Genomic DNA, 23800 nt, shown 5'->3' on the forward strand with positions numbered 1-23800 from the left:
ATGCCAGGATTCCATTCATTGCACGAGCTACCCACCCGGTGGCGCACGGGGGTCGCCACCGGGTGGGTGCCCCACCAGTAAGGCCAACAAAACCTGGGGAGTCCATATGACCACCGAGACGCCGAAGCCACTGAACGACGGCGGCATCGTCAAGCCGGACAACTGGCACAACGACAGCACCACGGAGGCCCTCCCGGACGTCCTCCGCACCGAAGCCGCCCCCGATCCGACGCCGGACAACTGGCACAACGACTCGGAGCCCCTCAAGTAGGAAGCCCCAACCGCTCGGGGGAGCAACGGGGTTGGCGGGGTCACGGGGGTAACGGGGCCACGGGGTCACAAAAGCACGGGGGAGCACGGGGAAGCACGGGGGAAAGCTCAGCTCAGGGGCTCGGGGGAGCCCAGGAGCTGAAGGGCTCGGGGGGAGCCCAAAGGGGGAACGGGTCCGGGGGGACCCAGCGGGGAAACGGGTCCGGGGGGACCCAGCAGGGGGATCGCCCAGGGGACACGGGGGGAACGGGGACCGCACCTGGGGGAGCGAGAGAGACCGACCACGGCGTGGAGGGGGCGCCATGGCCGGTCTCTCTCATGTCGCGTGCCCAAGCCCGGAGTTGAGCTCGAGGGACATCCCTGTTGCCGGCGGGGTGGGGGACCTCGGATTCTCGGTGAACAGACGCTGTGTCAGCGGGCAGTGGGATCAATACGAGGAGCGGCACGAACAGCGTCCATTGGGGCAGGGTGAACACCGCGCCGCCGAAGGCGGCCACGTTGATGGCGAAGAACACGCAGGTGAAGGCGGCGGCGATGAACCAGGTGTAGGCCAGGACCGGCCGAGCGGCTGTGCGGTCGGCGCGCGCGGCCCAGGCCAGGGCCACGGCGAGCGACGCGAGCAGTAGCGTGCATATGTGCCACAGCACGCGGAAGAGCTGTCCGACCGCGGCGTCGAGGTCTGCGTGGAGCAGAGGATCGACGAACTCCGCGGTGCCAAGCAGGTGGAGCACAGTGATGGCTGCGGCGAGAGCGGCGGCTGTCCAGAGCGGCCAGCGGCGGGTGGTCGCGGTGATGGTGTCGGACATGGAAACCTCCATGAGGTAACGGGGGCTGGGTCGGCGTCCGTGCCGGTGGCCTGCGTGGACCCGGCGGAAATGCCTGGTGTCGACGGCGGCCGCGGCGCCGGCCCAGCAGGTGAAGGTGCGGCGGGGTTTGCTGGAAGAAGCGGGCCCGGACCCGTCAGGCTATGGCTGCTGCTGGGCGTAGCGCTCGGCCTGGGCGTCCAGCGGTCGACCTGGAGTGAGGCGCCGCTGGATCTGCGCGGGTAGCAGGGACGAGGTACGGCGAAGACCCGCGATGTGGAGCAGCCCTGCCGCCGACGATGTGCGCTGCGGCCAGGCCGGCTGCGCTGATACCTGCTGCGGGAAGCCGGCCGTTCATCGGATCTCGATTCCCTTGACAACGACCGCAGCCAGCCGGCCGGCCAGCTGCGGGCTGGGGTCTTCGCCGACCAGCCCGACATGGAAGAGCACGGCTCCGGCCAGCGTGTCCAGGACCAGATCCGCCGGTGTGTCCGCCGGGATCTCTCCGCGCTGCACGGCCCGGTCGAAGACGATCACCAGTCGATGTCTCGCCGGGGCCAGGAAGTCCGTACGGATGCGGGCCTTCAGGACCGGATCGGAGGCGAAGTCAGCGAGCAGTCCCGGGAGCGCCGCGGCACTCGCAGGTGTGCGGTACTGGTCGATCAGGGGTTGCAGCAGTACGGCCAGGTCTCCCACCAGCGTTCCGGTGTCCGGGATCGGAGCGTGGTCGGTGGCCGTGCACACGGCCTCGTAGACCAACTCTGCTTTTCCCGACCATCGTCGGTAGATCGCGTCCTTGCCGACGCCGGCCCGCGCGGCCACAGCCCCGATCGACGTCGCCGCGTATCCGACCTCGGCGACGAGCTCTGCGGTCGCGCTGACGATCGCCTCGTGCGAGCGGGGGTCCCTCGGTCGTCCCCTGGATGGTGAAGAGGAGTTCATGGCGATTACCATACGGGTAGACCCGTATGGTAATCAAGCCATGCACGACCGACTATCACGAACTCCACGCTGTCGACTGCGGGATCAACCGCCCCAGGAGGCACCGCTAGCGCGTGCGGATCTCGCACCACACTCCCTTGCCGTCCACGCCGCCGAGCCCGACCGGACCGCCGGGTGCGGTGCCCCACCGGTCGGCGAGGGCGTCGACGAGGAGGAGCCCCCGGCCGTGCTCGGAGGATTCGCGGGTTCCCCGACGCAGTAACGGCTCCGCCGGGGAAGCGTCGTAGACATTGATGCGGATGCGTGTGGCCTGGATGTCGAGCCGGAGCAGCGAGCCGATACAGGGGGCGTGCTGGAGGGAGTTGGTGACCAGCTCGCTGGTGCAGAGCTGGGCGGCGTCGAGGATGTGACCGAGGTCGAGCGAACGCAGCACGCTGGCGATGAAGTCGCGGGCGATCTTCGGCGACGTATCCAGCGGCGGGCTGAACATCGTGTACGAGTGCGGAACGCCTCGGCCGTTCGGCGGCCACACGGAGGCGCACTTGCTTGTTCCCATGGGTGATCTCCCTGGGTGAGCATGAGGGATTGGTTTCGCGGTACGCCAACTCGCGGTGGCAACGCCCGCTGCGATCGGCCGCTCGCAGAGGGTGCACTTCCGCCTTGCCGGCAGCGCAAAATGGGGTGTGACCGGCAGGATGCCGATCACACCACGGTGTAGTCGAAGCGATACCTACGGTAGGGCTCAGGGTTAATCCGGCGCAACCATAAACCGTAAAGTTGCCTCGGATGAGAGGCCTCATGCCATGCTGGCGCGGCGTGCCCGATCAACCCCCCGCGCCAAGGAAGGGAGCCATGCCCCCCAGGACCAACCCCACAGCCCGCCAGGAGCGGTTGGGTGTCGAACTGCGCAGGATGCGCGAGCAGGCCAGCATGACCGCCCGGGAGGCGGCAGCCCTTCTGGCGATCAACCCGATCCAGATCAGCCAGATCGAATCGGGTCGCGGTGGCATCAGCGAGGAACGGCTCCGCCGCCTCGCCGGCTTCTACGAGTGCGACGACCCAGCGCTGGTCGATGCGTTGGTGGAGATGGCCAGCGAGCGAGGCAAGGGGTGGTGGGACGAGTACCGGGGCGTTCTACCGCAGGCGTTCCACGACCTGGCCGAGCTCGAAGATCGTGCAACTCACCTGCGCACTCTCCAGATCGTGCACATCCCCGGGATGATGCAGACACCTGACTACGCACGGGCCGTCTTCACTTACGTCAAACCCGACATGTCTCCCGAGGAAATCGAGACCAGGGTCGAGCATCGCACGCGGCGGCGGGCGATCTTCGAGAAGGAAGAGCCACCCGAATTCGTCGCCATCATCCATGAAGCTGCGCTTCGCATCATGGTCGGCAGTCGCAAGTCCGCCCACGCCACGCTGCTTGACCTCATCGACCTCTCAGAGCGAGAACGAGTGACCTTGCGGGTCATCCCGTTCTCTGTGGAAGGGTTCGCCGGGGCCGGGTACTCGATGATGTACGCGAACGGACGCGTACCTCAGCTCGACACCGTGGTGATTGATGGAGCGCACTACAGCAGACTCCTCAGCACCGAGGCCCAGCTGCGCAAGCATCGCGCCGTCCTGGATAGGGTCCAGGATTCAACGCTGCCGCGGACTGAGTCGCGCGATCTCATCCAGCGCATCGCCCGCGAACTATGAAAGGCAAAGCAGTGCCATCGACCACCGCCTGGCAGAAGTCCTCCTACTCCGCAGGAGGGGAAGGCAACGACTGCGTCGAACTGGCGGCAACAGAGTGCCTAGTTCACCTCCGTGAGAGCGACGACCCCCACGTCATCCTCACTACCACACCCGCCCAGCTCGGGGCGTTCCTCGGCGGTGTCAAGGCCGGGGAGTACGACCACCTCGCGGGCTGACGCCCTGGCACTCTGACCCCCATGGGTCTCAACAACACTGCACGCGCGTTGGCCGCCGCAGGCGCGGTCGTGGTGCTCGCCGTCGGCGGAACCGCGTTCGCGAAGTTCGGGGCGAAGTTCGGGACGGCGGCCGCGCAATCGGGCGCGCCAAGCGCGCCCGCAACCCGTCCACCAGCCGGCTCGGGTTCTGCCCGGAAGGGGAGGGGACGGCGCCAACGCCGTGCATCTCGTTCGATTGGAATCAGCGGCAGCGCGAGAACCACGGCTACCGCGAGCAGCTGCCGATCACGGCTGGTGAGAAGGAGCGGGCTCAGCCCTAGGCCGAGGCGCTGGCGGCGGAGTTGAGGAACAGGACCGTGGACGCGTCGGCGGTGCGCGAGGCCGCGGGACACGCGCTCGGGGTTCCGGCGGCCCAGATCGAGATCAAGGCGGCCGGTTACGACAAGCCCTTGAAAAACGTGCAGGTCGGCGGTGGCGGCGGGAAGGTGTGCGTCAACGGCACCGTCGACACGGACGGAGCGGTCACCACCGAGGTGGCGGGCCGCACCCTGGAAGGCACCTGTCTCCCGGGCGACGGCGGACACTGACCCCGAAAGTACGATCCTCTGGTCTGGCTCGGCAACACGATCCGGCGGTGGGGGCTTTGCAGCTGTCCCCGGGTCCGGCTCTTCAAGGGAGGAATCCTTATGTCCACACCTGCTCGCCCCGTAGCGGCCGACGGGCTGCTACTGCCTGCCGAGCGGGGGCGACGTGCGGTGGGCGACCTCGGCGTCGTTCTCGGCGTGATGGCGTTCCTCCTGATGCTGGAAGTGGTGTCGTTCTTCGCGGGCGGAGTGCTGATCGCAGGCAGGGGCATGGAGTGGAGCATGGGCGCTCCCGGCGTGGGCGGGTATGTGGGGCTGCCGGTGATCGGCGGAGTGCTCACCCTGCCGCTGCTCATCCGCTCGTGGGGGCAGCCGGCGCTGCGGATCGACGCGGCGGGCATCAGCAGGGTGCAGCGGCACCGCGTCGTTACCGTCCCCTGGGCGACCCTCGACGCGGTCCAGTTCTCGCAGAAGCGGGGTGCCCTGGTGCTACGGATGCGCGCAGATGCCGCGTTCCCAGGGAAAAGCCGCGTGCCGAATCAACTCGTGTCGGTGCCCTTCTACGCCCTGGGGAACACGCTCCAGCACCGCCGTCGACGTGAGCACCACAACCTGATCGTCGCCGCGGTGGAGCACTTCGCCCCGGACACATACACCGACGAGCCGTTCCGGCCGGGCGACCGCAAGGCAGCCGCGCAGCGCACGCCGTAGCACCGCGCTGCGCGCTCCTCGCGTCCTCCCAGGCCCGGTTGGACGTGGAACGGGCCCGGAACCGCAGGTTCTGACGCTGGGTCAGGCGCTCTGTTGGCCGCTGCCCGGCCGCAGTTCGGCCTTCAGTTTCTCTCGGGACCTTGTAGTTGGCCATTTCGCGGCGGGGCCAGGCGATGAGGTCGTCGGCGGAGAGGGTGGAGTCCTGGCGGCGGATCACGTAGGCCTTGCCGACCTCGCCAAGGCGGGGGTCGGGGATGCCGACTCCCGGGCGACGGCGGCCACTGACCCGGCCCACTGCACGGCCCGAATACCGGAACGGTCGGCGGGGGCCGAGGTTCAGGCTCTGACTGTTGGCCCGACCGAAGCGCGGCCCGGGCGAAGTGGACCGGGGCGCGGGCCGGTGGGGCGGCCTGGCCCCGGTGCGCTGCCACCCCACCGGCCGCCCCACCGACCACCCCAACCCCACGCGCCCCAAGCGGATCACGCGGAGTGCCCGGAGCGCCGCTACGTGGAGCCTTGGCCCTTCGTGGAGATCAGCATCCGCCAGTCAGCCCGCTCGGTGCCTGCGGCCACCCCCAGCTCCCGGCGCGCTCACGAGTGCCAGATCTCGGCGATCGTGGTGATGTGGCCGGCGGAATCCACGGTGATGTCGTAGATGTCGCCGGAGCAGTAGTTCGGCGGCTGGACGGACGTGCCGTGGAGGCAGTCGCTGATGTGGTGGGAGAGGACGGTGAGGGAGACCGCCTTGCGGTTGACCGCGCCTTGGGTCACTTCGGCCTCGGCGTTGGCGGCGAACTTGTAGGTCTTGGCGGTGCCGGTGCCCGCGTAGTGGCCGTCGTTGGGGTCGCAGGCGAAGTTGGTGGCCTGGGCCTGGAGCGTGGTGGCGGTCGGCTGGGCCGTCACGTGCACCATCTTGTGGCCGGTGACCGGCTTGGGGGTCCCGCAGTCGTTGGCGGGCGCGCCGTCCGAGGGCGGCGCGCTCTTGCCCGGCGAGGTCGCGGCCGTGGTGCCGGAACTCGGGGCGGCGGAACTCGGGGCGGCAGAGGTATCGTCGGGGCCGCAGGCGGCCAGGGTGAGCAGCGCGGCGGAGAGCATGGTGGCATGGAGCAGTCGGCGGGACAACATCGTGATGGATCCCCGTTCTCGGCATGAGTGGGCACACGTTCGGGATGATCATCCTGTATTCGGCCAACCGCGGCCCAACAGCCGGCCAACATGCCCGCTGCCCGGCCCGGGCGGGGTGAATGGGGCCGGATTAGACGAACCGGCCGGTCGGTATGGAAGATCACGCCGTCCGTGTGGCCGCCCCGGGGTCCCATGTGTCCGCCCGGCCACCGCCCCGTCCCACCAGGACGAGAGCCGGGCAAGAGCCGTGGCGAGGGCGGCAGAGCGACGGACGGGAAGCGGCGGCGAGCCGTCGAAATGGCGGCCCTGGTTGGACGGGCACCTCCGCCAGGCGTGTACTGGCAGTAGAGCCCGAGCAGGCAGGGAGCAGCCATGGCACTGACCGGCTGGCCATTCATGGCAGTGGTCATAGCGACCGCCGTGGCCGTGGTCGCGGCGACGATGCTTCTGTGGAATCGGTGGCCGCGTCGCGGGGCCGTCCTGCTGCGGCTGATGTCCCTGCTGCTGGTCATGGCTTCCGGCGCCGCCGTGATGGCGGACCTCGTCAACCGCGACTACGGCTTCTACCAGACCTTCGGCGACCTGCTGGGGCAACCGCCCGTACCGGCACCGGCCGGGACGTCGAAGCAGGCCAGGAGCGACCCGCCGGTTCCCGCAGACGCGCACGGCCGAGTGGAGAGCGTGCGCCTGGACGGGCCGGTCTCGGGGGTGAGCCGGGACGCCCGGGTCTACCTTCCGGCCGCGTACTTCCGGCCGGAAGCGGCCACGCACAGGTTCCCCGTGATCGAGCTCCTGCACGGCTTCCCGGGGGGACCGCACAACTGGACACACCACCTGCACGTCGTTGAGACCCTCGACCGCGAGATCGCGGCCGGCCGCATGCCGCCGGTGATCGCGGTCGCTCCCACGGACTACGACCACGGGCGGGACAGCGAGTGCGTCAACGCCGTGCGGGGCCAGCAGAACGAGACCTACCTGGCCGTGGACGTCCCGGCCGCCGTAGCGCGGCACTACCGCGCGCTGGACACCCGGGCCTCCTGGGCGGCGATCGGCTACTCCACCGGCGGCTTCTGCGCCGTGAACATCGCCTTCCATCACCCTGAGCGATACGGTGCGGCGGCCGCCCTCTCGGGGTACTTCACTGCGGTCTCGGACTCCCAAACGGGCGACCTGTACCGGGGACAGACGGCGGTGCGCCAGTGGAACTCGCCGCTCTGGCTCGCCGGCCATGGACGGGCCACCGTGCCGCTGTACCTGGTCGCCAGCCGCGGCGACCCCGGCGCGCTGCGCAATATGCAGCAGCTCCAGGACGTCGCCGGCGCCGGCCTGCCCGTGAAAACCGTCATCGTGCCGAAGGGCGGCCACAACTTCCACGTGTGGTACCCGGCCACTCCGGCCGCCTTCGACTGGCTCGCCGCCCACCTGCCGGCTGCGCAGAGCACCGGAGGCTGAGGCTGACGTGCGATCCCCGCTGCTCCGTCCCCAGCGCACGCCGGACCGTTCCGGCCGCCGTCGGTACGGGGGAGTGATGGCGGGCGGGCTGACCGGACTCGTCGGCGCCTTGGCCTACAGCTCCCTCCTGCTGCAGTGGACGGTGGACTCGGATCTGAGCGTGCTCCATTCGTACGTCAGCGAGTTGTCCGTCCGCAGCGAGCCGTCCAGCGCACTGTTCCGGACGTTCGACGTCATAGCCGGGGCCGGCCTGCTGGTGCTGGCCGTGATGCTGGCCCGCCGGCTTCCCGCCGGCCGGCGGCGTACGACTGGGTGCGTGGCACTGGCGGTCACGGCGGTGGCCTCGGCCCTGGACGGCCTGCAGCCGATGTCCTGCGCTCCGTCGTCCGACCCGGTCTGCCGCGCCGGCGACTCCGGTGCGCTGGCGGCTCAGCTGCGCGAGCCCCACACGCTCTCCAGCCTTGCGGAGTTCGCCGCCGCGATCATTGCCATGGTCGTGCTCAGCAGTCTCTTCCAGCGGCTGCCGGGCTGGCGTCGGCTGGGGAGGTGGGACTCGGTCGCCGGCCTGATGGTGGGCGGGCTCGGAGTGCTGGAGGTCTGCCTGGTCCTCGCGGACCTGCGGTGGGTGGGGCTGCCGGAGCGGGGGCAGGTGCTGGTGGTTTCGTTGTGGTGCGGCGCGGTGGCCGTGCGGCTGATCGCCGGGGGCGGAGCCCCGGCGGCCGCCCGTGAGGTGTCCGGCGGCCCGCCTCCGCCGGGTCCCAGCAGGACACCACAGGAGCAACCCGCCTCCCCACCAACCCCCGATTACCCCCGGAGCTCGGCCTTCATCACCTTCCCGCTGGCGTTGCGTGGCAGTTCCGTGAGGAAGGCGACCTCTCGCGGGACCTTGTAGTTGGCCATCTCCCGGCGGGACCACGCGATGAGGTCGGCGGCGGAGAGGGTGGCGTCGGGGCGGCGGATCACGTAGGCCTTGCCGACCTCGCCGAGACGGGGGTCGGGGATGCCGACGACCGCGACGTCGGTGATGTCGGGATGGTGGCGCAGCGCCTGCTCTATTTCGGCGGGGTAGGCGTTGAAGCCGCCGACGATGAACATGTCCTTGATGCGGTCGGTGATGCGGAGGTTGCCGTCTGCGTCGAGGACGCCGACGTCGCCGGTGTGGAGCCAGCCGTCGGCGTCGATGGCGCGGGCGGTCTCGTCGGGGTCCTCGAAGTAGCCGCGCATGACGTGGTAACCGCGCACGAGGACTTCGCCGGGCTCGCCGGGGTCGGCGAGGACGCGTACCTCGGTGTCCGGGATGGCGCGCCCCGAGGTGGAGGCGATGACTCCGGCGGGGTCGCCCTGGCGGCACATGGTGACGGTGCCGCTGGCCTCGGTGAGGCCGTACGCCGTGAGGACGGTGGCGATCTTCAGCTCGGAGCGCAGGCGTTCGACGAGTTCGAGGGGGACGACGGCGGCGCCGGTGACGACGAGCCGCAGCGCGCTCAGATCGTGCTTGCCGCGCGCCGGATGGTCGAGGATCGACTGGTGGAGGGTGGGCGGGCCGGGGAGGACGCTGATGCGTTCCGCGGCGATGTTGGCGAGCGCGGTGTCGACGTTGAAGACCGGCTGGGGAACCATCGTGGCGCCGCGCATGAGGCAGGCGATGATGCCGGCCTTGTAGCCGAAGGTGTGGAAGAACGGGTTGATGATCAGGTAGCGGTCGCCCTCGGTCAGGCCCGCCAGTTCGCTCCAGACTCCGTAGACGCGGAGCGTCTGGGCATGGGTGATGACGGCGCCCTTGGGGTGACCGGTGGTACCGGAGGTGAAGGTGATGTCGGAGGGGTCGCTGCCGCGCAGCGAGTCGGCGCGGCGGCGTACGGCCTCCCGGGAGACCGACTCGCCGCCCGCGAGGAACTCCCGCCAGGTGCGGTACCCCTCGGGAGCGGGGGCGGTGTCGGAGAGGACCACGACATCGCGCAGCTGCGGCAGATCGGCATCGGCGCGGCGCAGCGCGGCCACGTAGGACGTGCCGAGGAAGGTGCCGGTGACGAAGAGCAGTTTGGCGCGGGTGCGCTGGAGGACGTAGGCCGCTTCGGTGCCCTTGTAGCGGGTGTTGAGCGGGACGAGAACGCCGCCGGCGGACACGGCGCCGAGTGCCGCGACGATCCAGTCGACCGTGTTGGGCGCCCAGATGGCGACCCGGTCGCCGGGTTCGATCCCGGCCGCGATCGTGGCGGCGGCGGCCCGCTCGACGCGCTCGCCCAGCTCTGTGTAACTGATACGGGTCCGGCCGTCGACGACGGCCTCGAGGTCGCCGTACTGTCGTACCGCCGCCCGTACCAGCCCCGGGATATTGCCCCAGTCCAGGTCACCGCGCATGATGCTCCCCTCAACGGGATGTGCTGACTGCCTGACGACTACCTGACTACCCGTCAGATTAACGGTACCCTGACTGGCTGTCAGCAGTGATGACCATGCCGGGAGGTGTCCGTGAGCGCTGCCCTGAAGGACGCGACAGCGATCGTGGGAATAGGCCAGACCCCCTTCGCCAAAAACCTTCCGGAGTCCGAACGGGCCCTGGCCTGCCGGGCGATCATCGCCGCACTCGACGATGCCGGGATAGCGCCGTCCGAAGTCGACGGCTTCGCCTCCTACACGATGGAGGAGACCGACGAGGTCGAGGTGGCGAAGTCCATCGGCGCCGGAGACGTCACCTTCTTCTCCAAGGTCGGCTACGGGGGCGGCGGTTCCTGCGCGACCGTGGCGCACCTGGCGGCGGCCGTGGCCACCGGGCAGGCGACCGTCGGCGTGGCCTGGCGGTCCCGCAAGCGCGGCAGCGGCAAACGCCCCTGGACCAACACCGCCGTCCAGCTCCCCACCCCCGGCCAGTGGACCCGCCCCTTCGGACTGCTGCGCCCCTCCGACGAGATCGGCATGCTCACCCGGCGCTATATGCATGAGTTCGGCGCGACCCGCGACCACCTCTTCAACGTCGCGCTCGCCTGCCGCAACCGCGCCAACCAGAACCCCGCCGCGATGATGTACGAGCGCCCGCTGACCCGCGAGATGTACATGACGTCCCGCTGGATCAGCGATCCGCTCTGCCTCTTCGACAACTGCCTGGAGACGGACGGCGCGCTGGCCTGCGTCATCGTCAGCGCCGAGCGCGCCCGCGACTGCCGCCGAAAGCCCGTCTATGTGCACTCCGCCGCCCAGGGCCTGCCCGCCCAGCACCACGGCATGGTCAACTACTGGAACGACGACCCGCTGACCGGCCCCTCCTGGACCACCGCCCGGCACCTGTGGAAGAACGCCGACATCACCCCCGAGGATGTCGACGTCGCGCAGATCTACGACGCCTTCACGCCCCTCATCCCGCTCTCCCTGGAGGGCTACGGCTTCTGCGGACGCGGCGAGGGCGCCGCCTTCACCGAGGGCGGCGCGCTGGAGATCGGCGGCCGGCTCCCCATCAACACCGGCGGCGGCGGCCTCAGCGAGGCGTACGTCCACGGCTTCAACCTGATCAACGAGGGCGTCAAGCAGCTGCGCGGCGATTCCACCGCCCAGGTCCCCAACGCCGCCACCTGCCTGGTCACCGCGGGCGAGGGCGTCCCCACATCCGCGCTGCTGCTGAGGAGCTGAGGCATGTCCAACGAACTGCTGCTGCCGGTGACCGACGACGACGGCGCGCCCTTCTGGGCGTACGCGCGCCTCGGCGAGCTGCGCGTACAGGCGTGCGCCGCCTGCGGCGTACTGCGCTTCCCGCCGCGCCCCTGCTGCCCGCACTGCCAGTCCTTCGACAGCGAATGGCGGCGGATGAGCGGGCGCGGCCGCATCTGGTCGTATGTCTTCCCGCATCCACCCCTGCTGCCCGGCTACGCCGAGCAGGCACCGTACAACGCCATCGTCGTGGAGCTGCTGGACGCCCCGCAGATCCGTCTCGTCGGCAATCTCGTCGCCTCGGCGGACGCCCCGCTCAACTCCGTCGACCCGGCGAAACTCCGGATCGGCGCCGGGGTGAAGGTCGCCTTCCACGCGATGGCGGACGGCGTCACCGTCCCGCGCTGGCTGCTGGAGCGGCCATGAGCGTCACCTGCACGTCGAAGGACGGCGTCGCCGTCGTCACCCTGGACCGCCCCCGGCGCCACAATGCCATCGACCTGGATACCGTCGGCGAACTCACCGCCCTGTGGCGGGAGTTCCGCATGACGGACGACATCCGGGCCATCGTCCTCACCGGCGCCGGCGGCAAGGCGTTCTGCACCGGCATCGACCGCTCGGTCGACGTCCCGCAGCCATCGTCCCCGTACTCCATCGACGACCCGTTGCTGAGCCTCGGCCCCAAGTCCAACGACCTCTGGAAGCCGGTCATCGCCGCCGTCAACGGCATGGCCTGCGGCGGCGCCTTCTACCTCCTGGGCGAGGCAGAATTCATCATCGCCGCAGAGCACTCGACCTTCTTCGACCCGCACACGACCTACGGCATGGTCAGCGCCTATGAGGCCGTCCACATGGCGCAGCGCATGCCCTACGGCGAGATCATGCGGATGTCCCTGATGGGAACGGCCGAACGGATCAGCGCCCGACGGGCCTACGAGACCGGCCTCGTATCGGAGGTCGTCCCGGCGGACGAGCTGCTCGACGCGGCCCTGCGCGCCGCCGCCGTCATAGCCTCCTACCCGACGGAGTCCGTCCAGGGCACGGTCCGCGCGGTCTGGTCGGCCCGCGAGGCGGCCCGCGCGCACGCGCTGGCGCAGGCCCCGCACCTCATCGCCCTCGGGAACCTGCCGCCGGAACGCCAGGCGGGGCTGTTCACCTCGCGCAGCGGGGAGTTCCGAGTGAGGTGACGGGCGCCTGCGGCGCTACGGTCGGCCGGGGTCCGGCGACGTCGACCGTCGGCTCCGACCGGACCTTCAGCCCGGCCGCCGAACCGTCCAGCCCCTGGCGGTGCGACCATCACGCGCGCAGCTTCCCGATGTCCATGGCACCGAGTGTGCCCCGCGTGGCGGCGTCACGCCGCCCGGCATAGCGTGGGCCGCAGGGGGGCGTCGAGATTGGACGACGAACGATGATCCGCAACGTCTTCGGGTCCCTCATCGCCCTCATCGGAGCGACGGCCGCCGCCTGGAGCCCTTTCCGTGCCTGGTACGACGGCCGTCACGGCTCCAAGATCCGCATCGAAGACCTCTTCAATGGCATCACCGCCGACAGTGCCGCCCTCATGGGCTCCCTCTTCCTTCCCATGATCTTCGCCGCCCTCGTCACCCTCCTCGGCCTCCTGCTGCGCTCCCGCCTCCTCGTCGGCCTCTCCGGCATCATCGTCCTCGGCTTCACCATCCTCTGGATGGTCCGCCAGGGGCAGGCCGCCGGCTCCCTCACCGCCGGCGGAAACGGCCTCGACGCCGGCGTGGGCATCGCCCTCGCCGGCGGCGCGCTTCTCCTCATCGCCGCCGCCATGATGTCCGGCCGCCATCACCCGTCCTACGGCCGGCCACCAGTCCACCCCATCGACCCCTCGAACGACCCCGCCCCCACCCAGCCGGCGGCCTGGGACCCCCCGGCCGAGGCCCCCACGGAATGGACCCCCTCCCCCCCGGCAGGCTCCGAGCAGCGGCCGGAGTAACGCGGGCGCCTCCGACGGGCGCACGGGTACGTCGGCCCCCAGCCCCAATGACCCCGCACCCTAGGCCCGCCGCGCAGCGGCGCCCGTACCCTTCACCGCGTCCAGCGCGTACACACAGCGGTCCTTGCTGCACGCGTACACCACCCCGTCCGCCGCCACCGGCGACCCCGTGATCTCGCCGCCGGTTTCGAGCTTCCAGCGGAGCTGGCCGCCTGCGGCGTCGACGGTGTAGAGGCAGTGGTCCTTGGAGCCGAAGTGGACGCGCCCATCGGCGACGACAGGCGAACCGACGATCTCGCCCTGCGCGGCGAAGCGCCACTTCGGATTGCCCGTGACGGCGTCGAGTGTGTAGAGGGCGTTGCCCGCGCCCAGAAGCACGTCGCCGCCGGCGACGAGCACAGGTTCGAGGGACTGCCGGGGCTCGGTGGCGACCCGCCAGCGGTCGCCGCCGTTGTGAGGGTCGAGGGCGTAGACGGTGCCGAGGTGGTCGGCGACGTATACGCCGCCCCCGCTCGCGCCGGCGCCCGGCACGTGGGCCGGAGGCCCGAACATGACGGCCGGGGCGTCGAAGCGCCAGCGTTCGGCACCGCTCCTGGCGTCGAGGGCAAGCACGCGCGTGCCGGCCGTGACGTACACGACGCCGTCGGCGACGACGGGCCGCGTCGGCACGCTGCCGGTCGCGCCGGGGGCACCGGAAGCGCCGACCGGGTAGGACCAGCGCTCGGCGCCGGACGCGCCGTCGATGGCGTACAGCCGTCCGCCGCCCTGGAAATACACCATGCCGGCGGCGATCGAGGGCCCGGACTCGGGCGACTCGAATTCGGTCTGCGCGCCACCGCGCTCCCAGCGCAGGTGGCCCTGGTCGGCGTCCCATGCCTGGACGCCGCCGCCCCGCGTGCCGGTGACGACGGTGCCGTGTTCGGCTCGCAGCGAGTAGATCCAGCCTTCGACGCCGGTCCGCCAGCGGTCGCCGCCGTCGGTCGTGTCGACTGCGTAGAGGCTCGGCCCGTCGGAAGCGTGGATGCGGCCGTCGGCGACGGCCATCGTCCAGGCGACGTCACGGGTCTTGAACTGCCGCCGCCCGCTGGCGATGTCGAGGGCGTGCACCTCGAAGGAGGTGACGTAGAGGCGTCCGTCGGAGACGACAGGCGTGCCCCATACGTCATTGGACATGCGGAACCGCCAGGGCCGCCACTCCCCCGGCGGAGCCGACGGCGGTGCGGGCTGCTGTACGGGCTGCTGTACGGGGAGGGCGCCGGGTCCGCCGGCCCGGTGGGCGCCGCCGCGGCGCACCCAGTCGGTGCCGGGGGCGCCCTCGGGCGGAGCTGCTTTGTGGTCGGCGTCCGCGACGCGCAGACCGGGCCCTATGGGCGCGGAGCCGGCCAGCCGGACGGGCCCATGAGTGTGCGGCTCGGCCAGGGCACCACCGCGCCCGGCACCGGGACCGTTGAGACCACCAGGAGCGTTCATACCGCCGCCAGAACCTCCACGCCCGCCACCATGCCGGCCGTGTACGGCCGGCTCCGGGTCGGGCGTGCGCGGGGGTACGGGTGGCGGCGGGGGCGGCGGCTGCGACGGCCGCACGTTGACGTTGACAGCGACGGCCGGCCGGCCACTGCGGCGCTGCTCTATCAGCGCTACGGCCCCGGGGGGCAGCCAGGCGGACGCCGTCCCGGTGTCATCGCTGCCGGTGGAGAAGAGATGCGGGGCGAGCTGTGCCTGCAGCTCGGCGGGCGTGGGCCGCTGGTCGGCTTCCAAGCGCATGCAGGATTCGATGAGCGGTCGCAGCTCGCTGGGCAGGCCCGTCAGGTTGGGGCCTTCGCGGAGCAGCATGAAGACGGTCTCGACGGGGTTCGCGCCATGGAAGGGGGCGTGCCCGGTCGCGGCGAACACCAGCGTCGAGCCGAGCGAGAAGACATCGCTGGCGCCCCGTACGCTGCGCGAGTCGCGGGCCTGCTCCGGTGACATGTAGGCGGGGGTGCCGACCGCCACGTTCGTCATGGTCAGCCGGGTGTTGGACACCCCGCTGGCGATTCCGAAGTCGATCACTCGCGGCCCGTCCTCGACGACCAGGACGTTGGACGGCTTCATGTCGCGGTGGACGAGCCCCGCACCATGGATGGACTGGAGCGCCTCGGCGACGCCCGCCGCGAGCCAGCGGACGGCCTGGGCGGGCATCGGCCCGGCCTCGTTGATGATCTCCTCGAGGGAGGGGGCGGGAACGTAGGCGGTCGCCAGCCATGGCACGGCGGCGCGGGCGTCCGCGTCCACGACGGCGGCCGTGTAGAAGCCGCTGACCGCGCGGGCCGCCTCGACCTCACGGCTGAAACGGACCCGGAACAGCTGGTCCTCGGCGAGTTCGGCGCGCACCGTCTTGATCGCGACCCGGCGGCCCGAGGCCGACCTGGCGAGATAGACCAGCCCCATGCCGCCGGCACCGAGCCGGCCCAGCACCTCGAAAGGGCCGATCCGTCTCGGGTCGTGCTGCGTCAGCTGCTCCACCACTGCCCTGCCACCTCCCCGTGGGGTGTTCCCCGTATGGAAGCTGATTCTTCCTGGCGGAGGGTCCAGTTGCGAACCCGGGGGCGTAACGACACGACATCTGTCGATTCTGTCGATACGGACCCCGGGTCCTGACAGCTGTGAACAGCGGGCTGAAGGGAGCCGGAACGGGGCCGTCCCGGAGCCGAGCGGCCGTCCGCCGCGGCCGTCCGCCGCGGTCGGAACGGGGCCGGGCCGGCGCCGACCGGAGCCGGTCCGGCGCCGGACCGTACCCGGAGCCCTGACGGAGTCAGACCGGCATGTCGCCGACCGTCGTCGTCAGGTCGATGACGGCGAACGAAGCACCCTGATCGTCCACGACCAGGGCGTACCGGCCGAACGGGCTGTCGCGCGGCTCGCGGGTGACCCTGCCGCCGAGGCGGCCGACGCTCGCCGCGGCCTCGTCGCAGTTCCCGACGGCGAAGTAGACGAGGAAGTGCGCGGGCAGCTCGGACGGATACTCGGGCCCCATCTGGAGCCGTCCGGCGACGCTCTCCTCCTCGCCGGGCGGTGTCCACACCTTGAAGTCGAAATCGGTGGTGTCACCCATCTGCTCGCCCTTGAGGCCGAAGACCGTCTCGTAGAACGGGTCGACGGTCTTCTTCTCGCGCGTGTAGACCTCGGACCAGCAGTACGAGCCGGGTTCGTTCCGGAGCGCGAAGCCCGGGTGGGTGCCGGGCTGCCATACGCCGAAGACCGCGCCGCCCGGGTCCGCGGCGATCAGCATCGTGCCGAACGGGCCGACCACCATGGGCTCCGAGATGAGCTGCCCGCCGGCTTCCCGGATCTTCCGGGCGGTGGCTTCGGCGTCGGGTGAGGCGAAGTAGACGTTCCAGGCGGTCGGCATTCGGCCGTCGGGCTTGGGGGCGAGTGCCGCGACATTCTTGTCGCCGCGGAACGCCTGGGTGTAGTAGCCGTAGTCCTTGTCGCCGTCCTGGAACGTCCAGCCGAACAGCTCGCCGTAGAAGCGCTTGCCCGCGTCGAGGTCGGGAAGCATGGCGTCGGCCCAGCAGGGGGTGCCTTCCGCGAATCCGGCCATGGCCTGGATCCTCTCGGTTGATGAAGTGGGAGGGAGTGTCTGACTTGACACGCTATCGGGGGATAGAGCGGTTCGCTGCAACACTATTCGAACATTTGGTCAATTCTTTGGCGCCGCGAACGGGCCGCCCACAGAAGTTGTCCACAGGCTGTTGATAAGATGATTCGCTCGAATGGCGGACTGTGACAGCACGCCGGGACGGCCCTTGCAGGGGCGCGGAAGGACCCGTGACGGACCGGCTGACAGGTCTGACGGCCAGTTATCCGGCGGAAAACGGCCCCCGGAATGGGCGGGGAATCCGGTCCTCCCCATTTGCAGGAGGCCGAATCGCGCGCTGATCACCCGTCGGTAAACTGACGGCATGACAGGACAAGTTCGCACCGTCGACGGCCGTGTTGCCGGTCGTCGAGGACAGGCGACGCGGCAGAAGCTGCTCGACTGCCTCGGCGAGATGCTCAGCACGTCGCCGTACCGGGACGTCAAGGTCATTGACGTGGCCCGGATGGCGGGCACCTCCCCCGCAACGTTCTACCAGTACTTCCCCGACGTCGAGGGCGCTGTCCTCGAACTAGCCGAGGAGATGGCCAAGGAAGGAGCGAGTCTCACCGATTTGGTCGCGGGACGCTCCTGGATCGGCAAGTCCGGCGCCCAGGCGGCGGACGAACTGGTCGACGGCTTCCTCTCCTTCTGGCGGAAGAACGACGCGATTCTGCGCGTCGTCGACCTCGGGGCGGCGGAAGGGGACAAGCGGTTCTACAAGATCCGCATGAAGATCCTCAACGCCGTCACCAACTCGCTCACGGACTCCATCAAGGATCTGCAGAGCAAGGGCAAGGTCGACAAGGAGGTCAGCCCGGCGGCCATGGCCGGTTCGCTGGTCGCCATGCTGGCCGCGGTCGCCTCGCACCAGAAGGGATTCACCAGCTGGGGCGTCAAGCAGGCCGAGTTGAAGCCGAACCTCGCGCTGCTCGTGCACCTCGGTGTCACCGGAAAGAAGCCCGTCAAGTAGGTCACGGGGCCGTAAGCGGCCTTTGGCGCGCTCCTGTTCAGCCGGTCAGCCGGTCATCCGGCCAGCCGTTCCGTCGTTCAGCAGCGCTCAGCGTTCAGCCGTTCATCCGTCCTGCCACGTCACGCCCAACGCGGGCGCCGTCCGGTCCTCGGGGGAGGTAGCCGGAACGGCGCCCGCGTTTTCGTGCGGTGCGTGTGCGGTGCGTGTGCGCGGGTTCGCGTGCGCGTTTCGTATACGTGGGCGGGGTGGGTCAGCCGGCCGGCGGTCCGTCACCGCGCGGTACGAGGCGGAAGAGCCGGATCTGCCGGTCCACTCGTGCCGCGTAAGAGGCGTAGGGCGGCCAGAACTTCAGGACCGCCGTCCAGGCGGCCTCGCGCTCGGGGCCGTCCAGGAGCCGGGCGACGACGAGGACGTCCTTCCCCTTCCAGCTGATCTCCGCGTCCGGGTGCTTGATCAGATTCCCGGTCCACGCCGGGTGGTCCGTCCGTCCGAAGTTGCTGCCGACGAGGACGAACGTGCCGCCGTCCTCGGGCATGCACGCCAATGGCGTACGGCGCGGCTGCCCACTTTTCGCCCCCGTGGCCGTCAGCACGACACCGGGCAGCATCTGGGCGCTGAGCAGCACCTTTCCCTTGGTCAACCGGTGTACGACCTTGTCCATCACCGGGACGACATGCGGAGCGATCTTCGCGAAGCCGCGCGTGGACGACACCTTCTGGACGAGGGGCTTGGACCGTTCCACCAGCGTCTTCTTCATGCCGCGCTCCCCGCGCCCGTCGAGGCGGTGGCCGGGGCCGCCGGATCCGAGGGTTCTGCCGTCCCCGTTGGTACCGCCGGCCCCGCTGACGCGAAGAGCCCCGCCCGGTCGGCCGCGCGGGCGCGCAGCAGGTGTACCGGCCCGAAGAGCAGCTCGTCGGACGCGGCGCGCTTGAAGTACAGATGGGCGTGATGCTCCCAGGTGAAACCGACGCCGCCGTGCAACTGGATCGCCTCGCCGGCGACGGCCCGCAGCGCCTCCAGCGCCTGGGCGAGCGCGAGCGGGCCCGCGACCGGCAGGTCCCCTTCCGAGGCGGCGGCCGCCCAGGCGGCGTAGTACGCGGCGGAGCGCGCCGCCTGGACCTGGACGTAGAGGTCGGCGAGCCGGTGCTTGATGGCCTGAAAGGAGCCGACAGGACGCCCGAACTGCTCTCTGACCTGCACGTATTCCACGGTTGAGGCCAGCGCCTGATCCGCGGCACCGACCGCCTCCGCGGCGAGCGCGGCAGCTGCCAGTTCACCGGCACGGGCGAGCGCGGGCCCCGGGTCGGCCGCCTCGTCGCCGCCGAGCGGCACGGCGGCGACGTTCCGCAGCTCGATGCGGGCCTCGGGACGTGTCTCGTCGAGCGCGGTGAGTCGGGTGCGTACGACTCCGGCGGCGTCGCCTTCGACGAGGAACAGCCGGGTGCGGGAGACCGCCGCGTAACCGCCCGCGTGAGCGGCCACGAGCAGCAGTCCCGCGCTGTGGCCGCCGAGCACCTGGTCGGCCTGACCGTACAGCCGCCATCCGCCGTTCTCCTGGCGGGCCTGGATGCCGCCGGCACGGCCGCCACCCGCCCAGTCGCCGTCGTTCGGGCCGGTCAGGCCCAAGGCAGTGCCGAGGCCGCCGGGCAGCGCGAGGGCCACCGTGACGGCGCCGGAGGCGATCCTGGGCAGCACGTCGGCGCGCTGCAGCTCGCTGCCGAGATCGGCGATCAGCGGAGCGGCCAGCACAGCGGTGGTGAACAGGGGTGACGGCAGCAGCGTCCGGCCCGCTTCCTCGCAGGCGAGCACCAGCTCGGTCGGGCCGCAGCCGGCGCCGCCGTACTCGGACGGCAGCCCGAGGCCGGGCAGTCCGAGCTGTTCGGCGAGCTGGCGCCAGAGCGTCTCGTCGTATCCGGCGGGGGTGCCGACCGCGGCCTTGACCTCGTCCGGCCCGCAGCGTTTGTGCAGTACCTCGCGCAGAGTGCGCCGGATCTCGTCCTGCTCCTCGGTGAACGCGGCATCCATCGGCGGGCTCCTCACGGCTGATCTGACGGTCCGTCATCTTAGGGAGCGGCGGTCCAGATGCACAGGGCCGGGGAGCATCGATTCCCGACCGGGCATGATGTCCCGCATGAGCCAGAACCCCAGCCAGGAACCGAACCGGGACGCGAACCGGAACTCGAACCGGGACCCGAACCGGGACCCGAAGCCGCAGCGCCCGCGCAGCACCACCCTGCGCTTCCTCTCCCCCGGACCGGACTCGTCGACACAGCAGCTCAAGGTCTATGTGGCGATCTGGACCGCGCTGCTGATCCTGTGGATCAGCGCACAGTTCTGGATGAGCGACATCTCGGGCTTCCAGCGGGCGCTGTACATCCTGCTCTCGCTCGTCGCACTGACGCAGCTGCTCTCGGCGGCCGGACAGCTGCGCAAGAGACGCTGAGCCCTCCCCCCTCCCTCCCCACCCGCTCGCCTCTCATCTGTCACTGGCCCACCTCTCACCGGCCCCCTGTCACGCCCTCCCGAATCTGATGTACCGTCAGATTCATGGCTGCTGCTGCTCGCAAGGTCGCCGTCGTCGGCGTGGCGCTGTCCGACTGCGGACGGGTCGACGAGGCCACCCCGTACGCCCTCCACGCCCAGGCCGCCCGTCGCGCGCTGGCCGACTCCGGGCTCGACCGCTCGGTCGTCGACGGCCTCGCCTCGGCCGGCCTCGGGATCCTCGCGCCCGTCGAGGTCGCGGAGTACCTCGGGCTGCGTCCCACCTGGGTGGATTCCACCGCCGTGGGCGGCTCCACCTGGGAGGTCATGACCGCGCACGCCGCCGACGCGATAGCCGCCGGCCATGCCAACGCCGTACTGCTCGTCTACGGATCCACCGCGCGCGCCGACCTCAAGGCGAAGCGGCGCACCGCGAACCTCTCCTTCGGCTCACGCGGCCCGCTGCAGTTCGAGGTCCCGTACGGCCACACCCTCATCTCGAAGTACGCGATGGCCGCGCGCCGCCACATGCACCAATACGGCACGACGCTGGAGCAGCTCGCCGAGGTCGCCGTACAGGCCCGCGCGAATGCCGCCCGCAATCCCGACGCGATGTACCGCACCCCGATCACCGTCGACGAGGTGCTGTCCGGGCCGATGATCGCCGACCCGTTCACCAAGCTGCACTGCTGCATCCGCTCCGACGGCGGCGGCGCGGTGCTGCTGGCCGCCGGGGAGTACGTACCGGACACGGCGAAGACGCCCGTCTGGATCCGTGGCTCGGGCACCGCGATCTCCCACACCACCATGTCCGAATGGGAGGACTTCACGGTCTCCCCCGCGGCCGTCTCGGGCCGGATCGCCTTCGAACAAGCCAGGGTGACCCCCGCCGACATCGACCTGGCCGAGATCTACGACGCCTTCACGTACATGACGCTCGTCACGCTGGAGGACCTCGGCTTCTGCGCCAAGGGCGAGGGCGGTGCCTTCGTCGAGAAGGGCCGGCTGACGATCGACGGCGACCTGCCCGTCAACACCGACGGTGGCGGCCTGTCCGCGTGCCATCCCGGGATGCGCGGGCTGTTCCTGCTCGTCGAAGCCGTCCGGCAGCTGCGCGGCGAGGCGGGCGACCGGCAGGTGCGCAAGTCGGGCGGACGGCTGCCCCGACTGGCCGTCGCCTCCGGCACCGGCGGCTGGTTCTGCTCCTCGGGCACCGTGATCCTCGAACGCGGCTGATCCTCGAACGCGGCGAGTGCGGTGGACCGCATTGGTCCGCCGGGTCCGCCGGGTTCGCGGGGTCTGACGGGTCCGTCAGGCCGCCCAGCCGCCCGTCCGGCCGCCGTTTCGGCCGCCCATTCGTCCGCGGGACGCGTGTCCCGGTGAACCCTGCCGGCCACAGCACTGGCGCACAGCGGCGTGGGCGTGGGTACGCTGGCCCGGTCGGTGGAGCTATGGGTGATCCGGAGAGGGGTATCGCGTGGTCAAGCGGTTCATCCTGCCCCTGGCCTGCACGCTGCTCCTGGCCGGCGCCGCGATGTGGACGCCGCGGGCAAGCCCGCAGCCGCATCTTCCGGCGGTCTGGACGAACAAGACCGCGGCCCAGTTCTGGACCCCGGAGCGGATGGCGAACGCCATGCCGCAAACCGCCCCGGCCGGTCCCGAGGACCTGCCCGGACCGAACGCGAACGTCAGCACGACCATCGCACCGCCCGGTGCGGCCCGGCACATAAGCGGCGTCCCGACCGTCGGCGTGCTCTTCTCCATCGACTCCTCGGCCGAGGCCCACTTCTGCTCGGCGAGCGTCGTGCACAGCCCCTCCCGCAGCCTCCTGCTGACGGCCGCGCACTGCGAGCCGGGCACCGGCGTCGTCTTCGTGCCGGGGTACGTCAAGGACGCGAAGGTGCAGCCGTACGGGACCTGGGTCGTCGACCAGGTCTTCACCGACCCCCGGTGGACGGTCGAGGACACGGGCGCGGGCTCGGACTACGACTTCGCCTTCGCCCGGGTAAAGAAGGACGAACAGGGCAAAAGCCTCGAGGACGTCACCGGCGCCAATGTCCTGACCCGAACGCCCGGCTGGACGAACAAGGTGACCGTGATCGGCTACTCCGGCGAGGAGTCCGACCCGACCGGCCGGCCGATCAGCTGCACGACGGCGACCACCCGGCTGCCCGGCCTGCGCCAGCTGCAGATGGACTGCGGCGGTTTCTACACCGGCACGTCCGGCAGTCCATGGCTGCTGGACTACGACCCGCGGACGAAGACCGGGAAGGTCGTCGGCCTGGTGGGCGGCCTGGACGGCGGCGGCCCCGACGACAGCGTCTCGTACAGCCCGCTCTTCGAAGACGCCGCCTTCACGCTCTACCGGACGGCGGGCGGCTAGCCGTCCTGGCCCCCGCCGGGGCGAACACGGCGACCGCGGGAGCGCCCTCGTCGGCACGGAAGCGCACCCGCAGCTCCATGCCGATCCTCAGTGCGGCCTCGTCGCAGTCGACGATCTCGGTCATCATCCGCGGGCCTTCGGCGAGGTCGACGACAGCGGCGACGTAGGGCACCCGGGTGCCGAACGGCGGCAGGTCGTTGAGGTGGACGACCGACCAGGTGTAGAGCGTGGCGTGGCCGCTCCCCTGCTCCCATAGGACGTCCTCGCTCCAGCAGGACGGGCAGAACTCGCGCGGGTAGTGATGGGCGGCGCCGCACGCTCCGCAGCGCCGGATCAGCAGTCGGCCCTCGGCGGCCGCCTCCCAGTACGGCCGGGTGAACGTGTCGATGTCGGGCAGGTCGAAACGCGGCGTCGTCACCGCGGTCGCCGCAGGGGTCGCCGCAGAGGTCGTCGCAGGAGTCGTGGCCGGAGTCGTCACAGGAACAGTCCCCACAGGTTGTCGAGCGACCACGCCTGCCAGCTCATGGCGAAGAGGGCGACGAGCGATATGAGCGCCATCATCGCGTTCTGCCCCTGCTCGGCCCAGTCGTGGATCATCAGGACGAGATACAGCAGGTTGAGCAGCAGACCGCCGACCAGCGCCACGGGCGTCAGCAGGCCGACGGTCAGGCCCAGCCCGAGCGCCAGCTCGGCGTACACCACGACGTACGCCATCAGCTTGGGCCGTGGCGCGACAATGGTGGTGAAGCCGCCCTGGACGAAGCTCCAGCGGTGTTTGTCCGCCACGCTCTTGGCCCAGACGATGCCCGTGCCGCGCTCGAACCAGCCCTTCTTGTCCTTGTGCCGCCAGCTCTCCAGCCACCACAGACCGAGGCCGATGCGCAGCACGGCGAGCCATTCGGCTCCGGTGAGCCAGATCGTCTGCATCACGGGTCT

26 protein-coding genes and 1 pseudogene are annotated in these 23800 nt (G+C 70.5%); 15 read left to right on the top strand and 12 right to left on the bottom strand.

Features of this window, described 5'->3' with window-relative positions:
- The first annotated feature begins 106 nt into the window (after nt 1-106).
- Nucleotides 107-271 carry a hypothetical protein gene (locus tag QMK24_RS12925; protein WP_283465784.1) on the top strand — a complete coding sequence of 55 codons (165 nt, stop codon included), beginning with the start codon at nt 107-109 and terminating at the stop codon, nt 269-271.
- Nucleotides 272-383: 112 nt separating this feature from the next.
- Here QMK24_RS12925 and QMK24_RS12930 read toward each other — a convergent pair whose 3' ends face one another.
- The 3 genes from QMK24_RS12930 to QMK24_RS12940 all read right to left on the bottom strand — a co-directional run bounded on the left by QMK24_RS12930 (nt 384) and on the right by QMK24_RS12940 (nt 2571).
- Nucleotides 384-1076 carry a hypothetical protein gene (locus QMK24_RS12930; RefSeq protein ID WP_283465785.1) on the bottom strand — a complete coding sequence of 231 codons (693 nt, stop codon included), beginning with the start codon at nt 1074-1076 and terminating at the stop codon, nt 384-386.
- A gap of 351 nt (nt 1077-1427) precedes the next feature.
- Nucleotides 1428-2015: a TetR/AcrR family transcriptional regulator gene (locus QMK24_RS12935; protein WP_283465787.1), complete on the bottom strand. Its 588-nt coding sequence runs from the start codon at nt 2013-2015 to the stop codon at nt 1428-1430.
- Between the two features lie 106 nt (nt 2016-2121).
- Complete coding sequence (locus QMK24_RS12940) at nt 2122-2571, bottom strand: ATP-binding protein (RefSeq protein WP_283465788.1); 450 nt, start codon at nt 2569-2571, stop codon at nt 2122-2124.
- A gap of 296 nt (nt 2572-2867) precedes the next feature.
- On the opposite strand from QMK24_RS12940, the gene QMK24_RS12945 reads away from it, so the two are divergent.
- The 4 genes from QMK24_RS12945 to QMK24_RS12960 all read left to right on the top strand — a co-directional run bounded on the left by QMK24_RS12945 (nt 2868) and on the right by QMK24_RS12960 (nt 5229).
- Nucleotides 2868-3719 (top strand): helix-turn-helix domain-containing protein, encoded by an 852-nt coding sequence (locus QMK24_RS12945; RefSeq protein WP_283465789.1) that lies wholly within the window; start codon nt 2868-2870, stop codon nt 3717-3719.
- Between the two features lie 11 nt (nt 3720-3730).
- Nucleotides 3731-3934, top strand: coding sequence for a DUF397 domain-containing protein (locus QMK24_RS12950; RefSeq protein WP_349307885.1), 204 nt, complete (start codon nt 3731-3733; stop codon nt 3932-3934).
- Nucleotides 3935-4290: 356 nt separating this feature from the next.
- Nucleotides 4291-4521 carry a hypothetical protein gene (locus QMK24_RS12955; protein WP_283465791.1) on the top strand — a complete coding sequence of 77 codons (231 nt, stop codon included), beginning with the start codon at nt 4291-4293 and terminating at the stop codon, nt 4519-4521.
- A gap of 99 nt (nt 4522-4620) precedes the next feature.
- Complete coding sequence (locus tag QMK24_RS12960; protein ID WP_283465792.1) at nt 4621-5229, top strand: hypothetical protein; 609 nt, start codon at nt 4621-4623, stop codon at nt 5227-5229.
- Between the two features lie 121 nt (nt 5230-5350).
- Here QMK24_RS12960 and QMK24_RS41480 read toward each other — a convergent pair.
- Both QMK24_RS41480 and QMK24_RS12965 read right to left on the bottom strand, forming a co-directional pair.
- Nucleotides 5351-5491, bottom strand: a pseudogene (locus QMK24_RS41480) (AMP-binding enzyme); the annotation flags it as partial.
- Nucleotides 5492-5820: 329 nt separating this feature from the next.
- Nucleotides 5821-6354, bottom strand: a complete 534-nt coding sequence (locus QMK24_RS12965) for a hypothetical protein (protein WP_283465793.1) — start codon at nt 6352-6354, stop codon at nt 5821-5823.
- 372 nt (nt 6355-6726) lie between these two features.
- On the opposite strand from QMK24_RS12965, the gene QMK24_RS12970 reads away from it, so the two are divergent.
- Complete coding sequence (locus tag QMK24_RS12970) at nt 6727-7806, top strand: alpha/beta hydrolase-fold protein (protein WP_283465794.1); 1080 nt, start codon at nt 6727-6729, stop codon at nt 7804-7806.
- Nucleotides 7807-7882: 76 nt separating this feature from the next.
- Nucleotides 7883-8698, top strand: a complete 816-nt coding sequence (locus QMK24_RS12975; RefSeq protein WP_283465795.1) for a DUF998 domain-containing protein — start codon at nt 7883-7885, stop codon at nt 8696-8698.
- Here the strand turns inward: QMK24_RS12975 and QMK24_RS12980 are convergent.
- On the bottom strand, nt 8611-10167 hold the full coding sequence (locus QMK24_RS12980) for a FadD3 family acyl-CoA ligase (protein ID WP_283465797.1): 1557 nt from the start codon (nt 10165-10167) through the stop codon (nt 8611-8613). The two genes, QMK24_RS12975 and QMK24_RS12980, sit on opposite strands and share 88 nt — an antisense overlap.
- Before the next feature lie 111 nt (nt 10168-10278).
- Between QMK24_RS12980 and QMK24_RS12985 the strand changes: the two genes are divergently transcribed.
- From QMK24_RS12985 to QMK24_RS13000, 4 genes are all read left to right on the top strand, one after another.
- Complete coding sequence (locus tag QMK24_RS12985; RefSeq protein ID WP_283465798.1) at nt 10279-11430, top strand: lipid-transfer protein; 1152 nt, start codon at nt 10279-10281, stop codon at nt 11428-11430.
- Nucleotides 11431-11433: 3 nt separating this feature from the next.
- Nucleotides 11434-11874 (top strand): Zn-ribbon domain-containing OB-fold protein, encoded by a 441-nt coding sequence (locus tag QMK24_RS12990; RefSeq protein WP_283465800.1) that lies wholly within the window; start codon nt 11434-11436, stop codon nt 11872-11874.
- Nucleotides 11871-12635: an enoyl-CoA hydratase/isomerase family protein gene (locus QMK24_RS12995; protein WP_283465802.1), complete on the top strand. Its 765-nt coding sequence runs from the start codon at nt 11871-11873 to the stop codon at nt 12633-12635. The genes QMK24_RS12990 and QMK24_RS12995 overlap by 4 nt, the downstream gene beginning before the upstream one ends.
- Before the next feature lie 221 nt (nt 12636-12856).
- Nucleotides 12857-13411 (top strand): hypothetical protein, encoded by a 555-nt coding sequence (locus QMK24_RS13000; protein ID WP_283465803.1) that lies wholly within the window; start codon nt 12857-12859, stop codon nt 13409-13411.
- A gap of 60 nt (nt 13412-13471) precedes the next feature.
- On the opposite strand, the gene afsK is transcribed toward QMK24_RS13000, so the two are convergent.
- Both afsK and kbpA read right to left on the bottom strand, forming a co-directional pair.
- The gene (gene afsK, locus QMK24_RS13005; protein WP_283465804.1) at nt 13472-15916 is read right to left on the bottom strand and encodes a protein serine/threonine kinase AfsK; all 2445 of its coding nucleotides are present in this window, start codon (nt 15914-15916) and stop codon (nt 13472-13474) included.
- A 286-nt stretch (nt 15917-16202) separates the two neighbouring features.
- Nucleotides 16203-16991, bottom strand: a complete 789-nt coding sequence (gene kbpA, locus QMK24_RS13010; protein ID WP_283465806.1) for an AfsK-binding protein KbpA — start codon at nt 16989-16991, stop codon at nt 16203-16205.
- Nucleotides 16992-17352: 361 nt separating this feature from the next.
- On the opposite strand from kbpA, the gene QMK24_RS13015 reads away from it, so the two are divergent.
- Nucleotides 17353-18000: a TetR family transcriptional regulator gene (locus tag QMK24_RS13015; RefSeq protein ID WP_283465808.1), complete on the top strand. Its 648-nt coding sequence runs from the start codon at nt 17353-17355 to the stop codon at nt 17998-18000.
- 250 nt (nt 18001-18250) lie between these two features.
- Here the strand turns inward: QMK24_RS13015 and QMK24_RS13020 are convergent, their stop codons facing one another.
- Nucleotides 18251-18757 (bottom strand): nitroreductase family deazaflavin-dependent oxidoreductase, encoded by a 507-nt coding sequence (locus tag QMK24_RS13020; protein ID WP_283465809.1) that lies wholly within the window; start codon nt 18755-18757, stop codon nt 18251-18253.
- Entirely contained in the window at nt 18754-20025 is a 1272-nt protein-coding gene (locus QMK24_RS13025; protein ID WP_283465810.1) for an acyl-CoA dehydrogenase family protein, read from the bottom strand. The genes QMK24_RS13020 and QMK24_RS13025 overlap by 4 nt, the downstream gene beginning before the upstream one ends.
- A 106-nt stretch (nt 20026-20131) precedes the next feature.
- Between QMK24_RS13025 and QMK24_RS13030 the strand changes: the two genes are divergently transcribed.
- The 3 genes from QMK24_RS13030 (at nt 20132) to QMK24_RS13040 (ending at nt 22864) form a co-directional block, all read left to right on the top strand.
- Entirely contained in the window at nt 20132-20443 is a 312-nt protein-coding gene (locus tag QMK24_RS13030; protein WP_283465811.1) for a DMT family transporter, read from the top strand.
- 104 nt (nt 20444-20547) lie between these two features.
- On the top strand, nt 20548-21717 hold the full coding sequence (locus tag QMK24_RS13035; RefSeq protein WP_283465812.1) for a thiolase C-terminal domain-containing protein: 1170 nt from the start codon (nt 20548-20550) through the stop codon (nt 21715-21717).
- 241 nt (nt 21718-21958) lie between these two features.
- Nucleotides 21959-22864 (top strand): trypsin-like serine peptidase, encoded by a 906-nt coding sequence (locus QMK24_RS13040; RefSeq protein WP_283465813.1) that lies wholly within the window; start codon nt 21959-21961, stop codon nt 22862-22864.
- Here the strand turns inward: QMK24_RS13040 and QMK24_RS13045 are convergent.
- Nucleotides 22836-23282 (bottom strand): Zn-ribbon domain-containing OB-fold protein, encoded by a 447-nt coding sequence (locus QMK24_RS13045; protein WP_283465885.1) that lies wholly within the window; start codon nt 23280-23282, stop codon nt 22836-22838. The genes QMK24_RS13040 and QMK24_RS13045 overlap by 29 nt on opposite strands.
- Nucleotides 23283-23338: 56 nt before the next feature.
- Nucleotides 23339-23791, bottom strand: a complete 453-nt coding sequence (locus QMK24_RS13050) for a DoxX family protein (RefSeq protein ID WP_283465814.1) — start codon at nt 23789-23791, stop codon at nt 23339-23341.
- Nucleotides 23792-23800: the final 9 nt, after the last annotated feature.

The sequence above is a fragment of the Streptomyces sp. PH10-H1 genome (assembly GCF_030063355.1).
GTDB lineage: Bacteria > Actinomycetota > Actinomycetes > Streptomycetales > Streptomycetaceae > Actinacidiphila.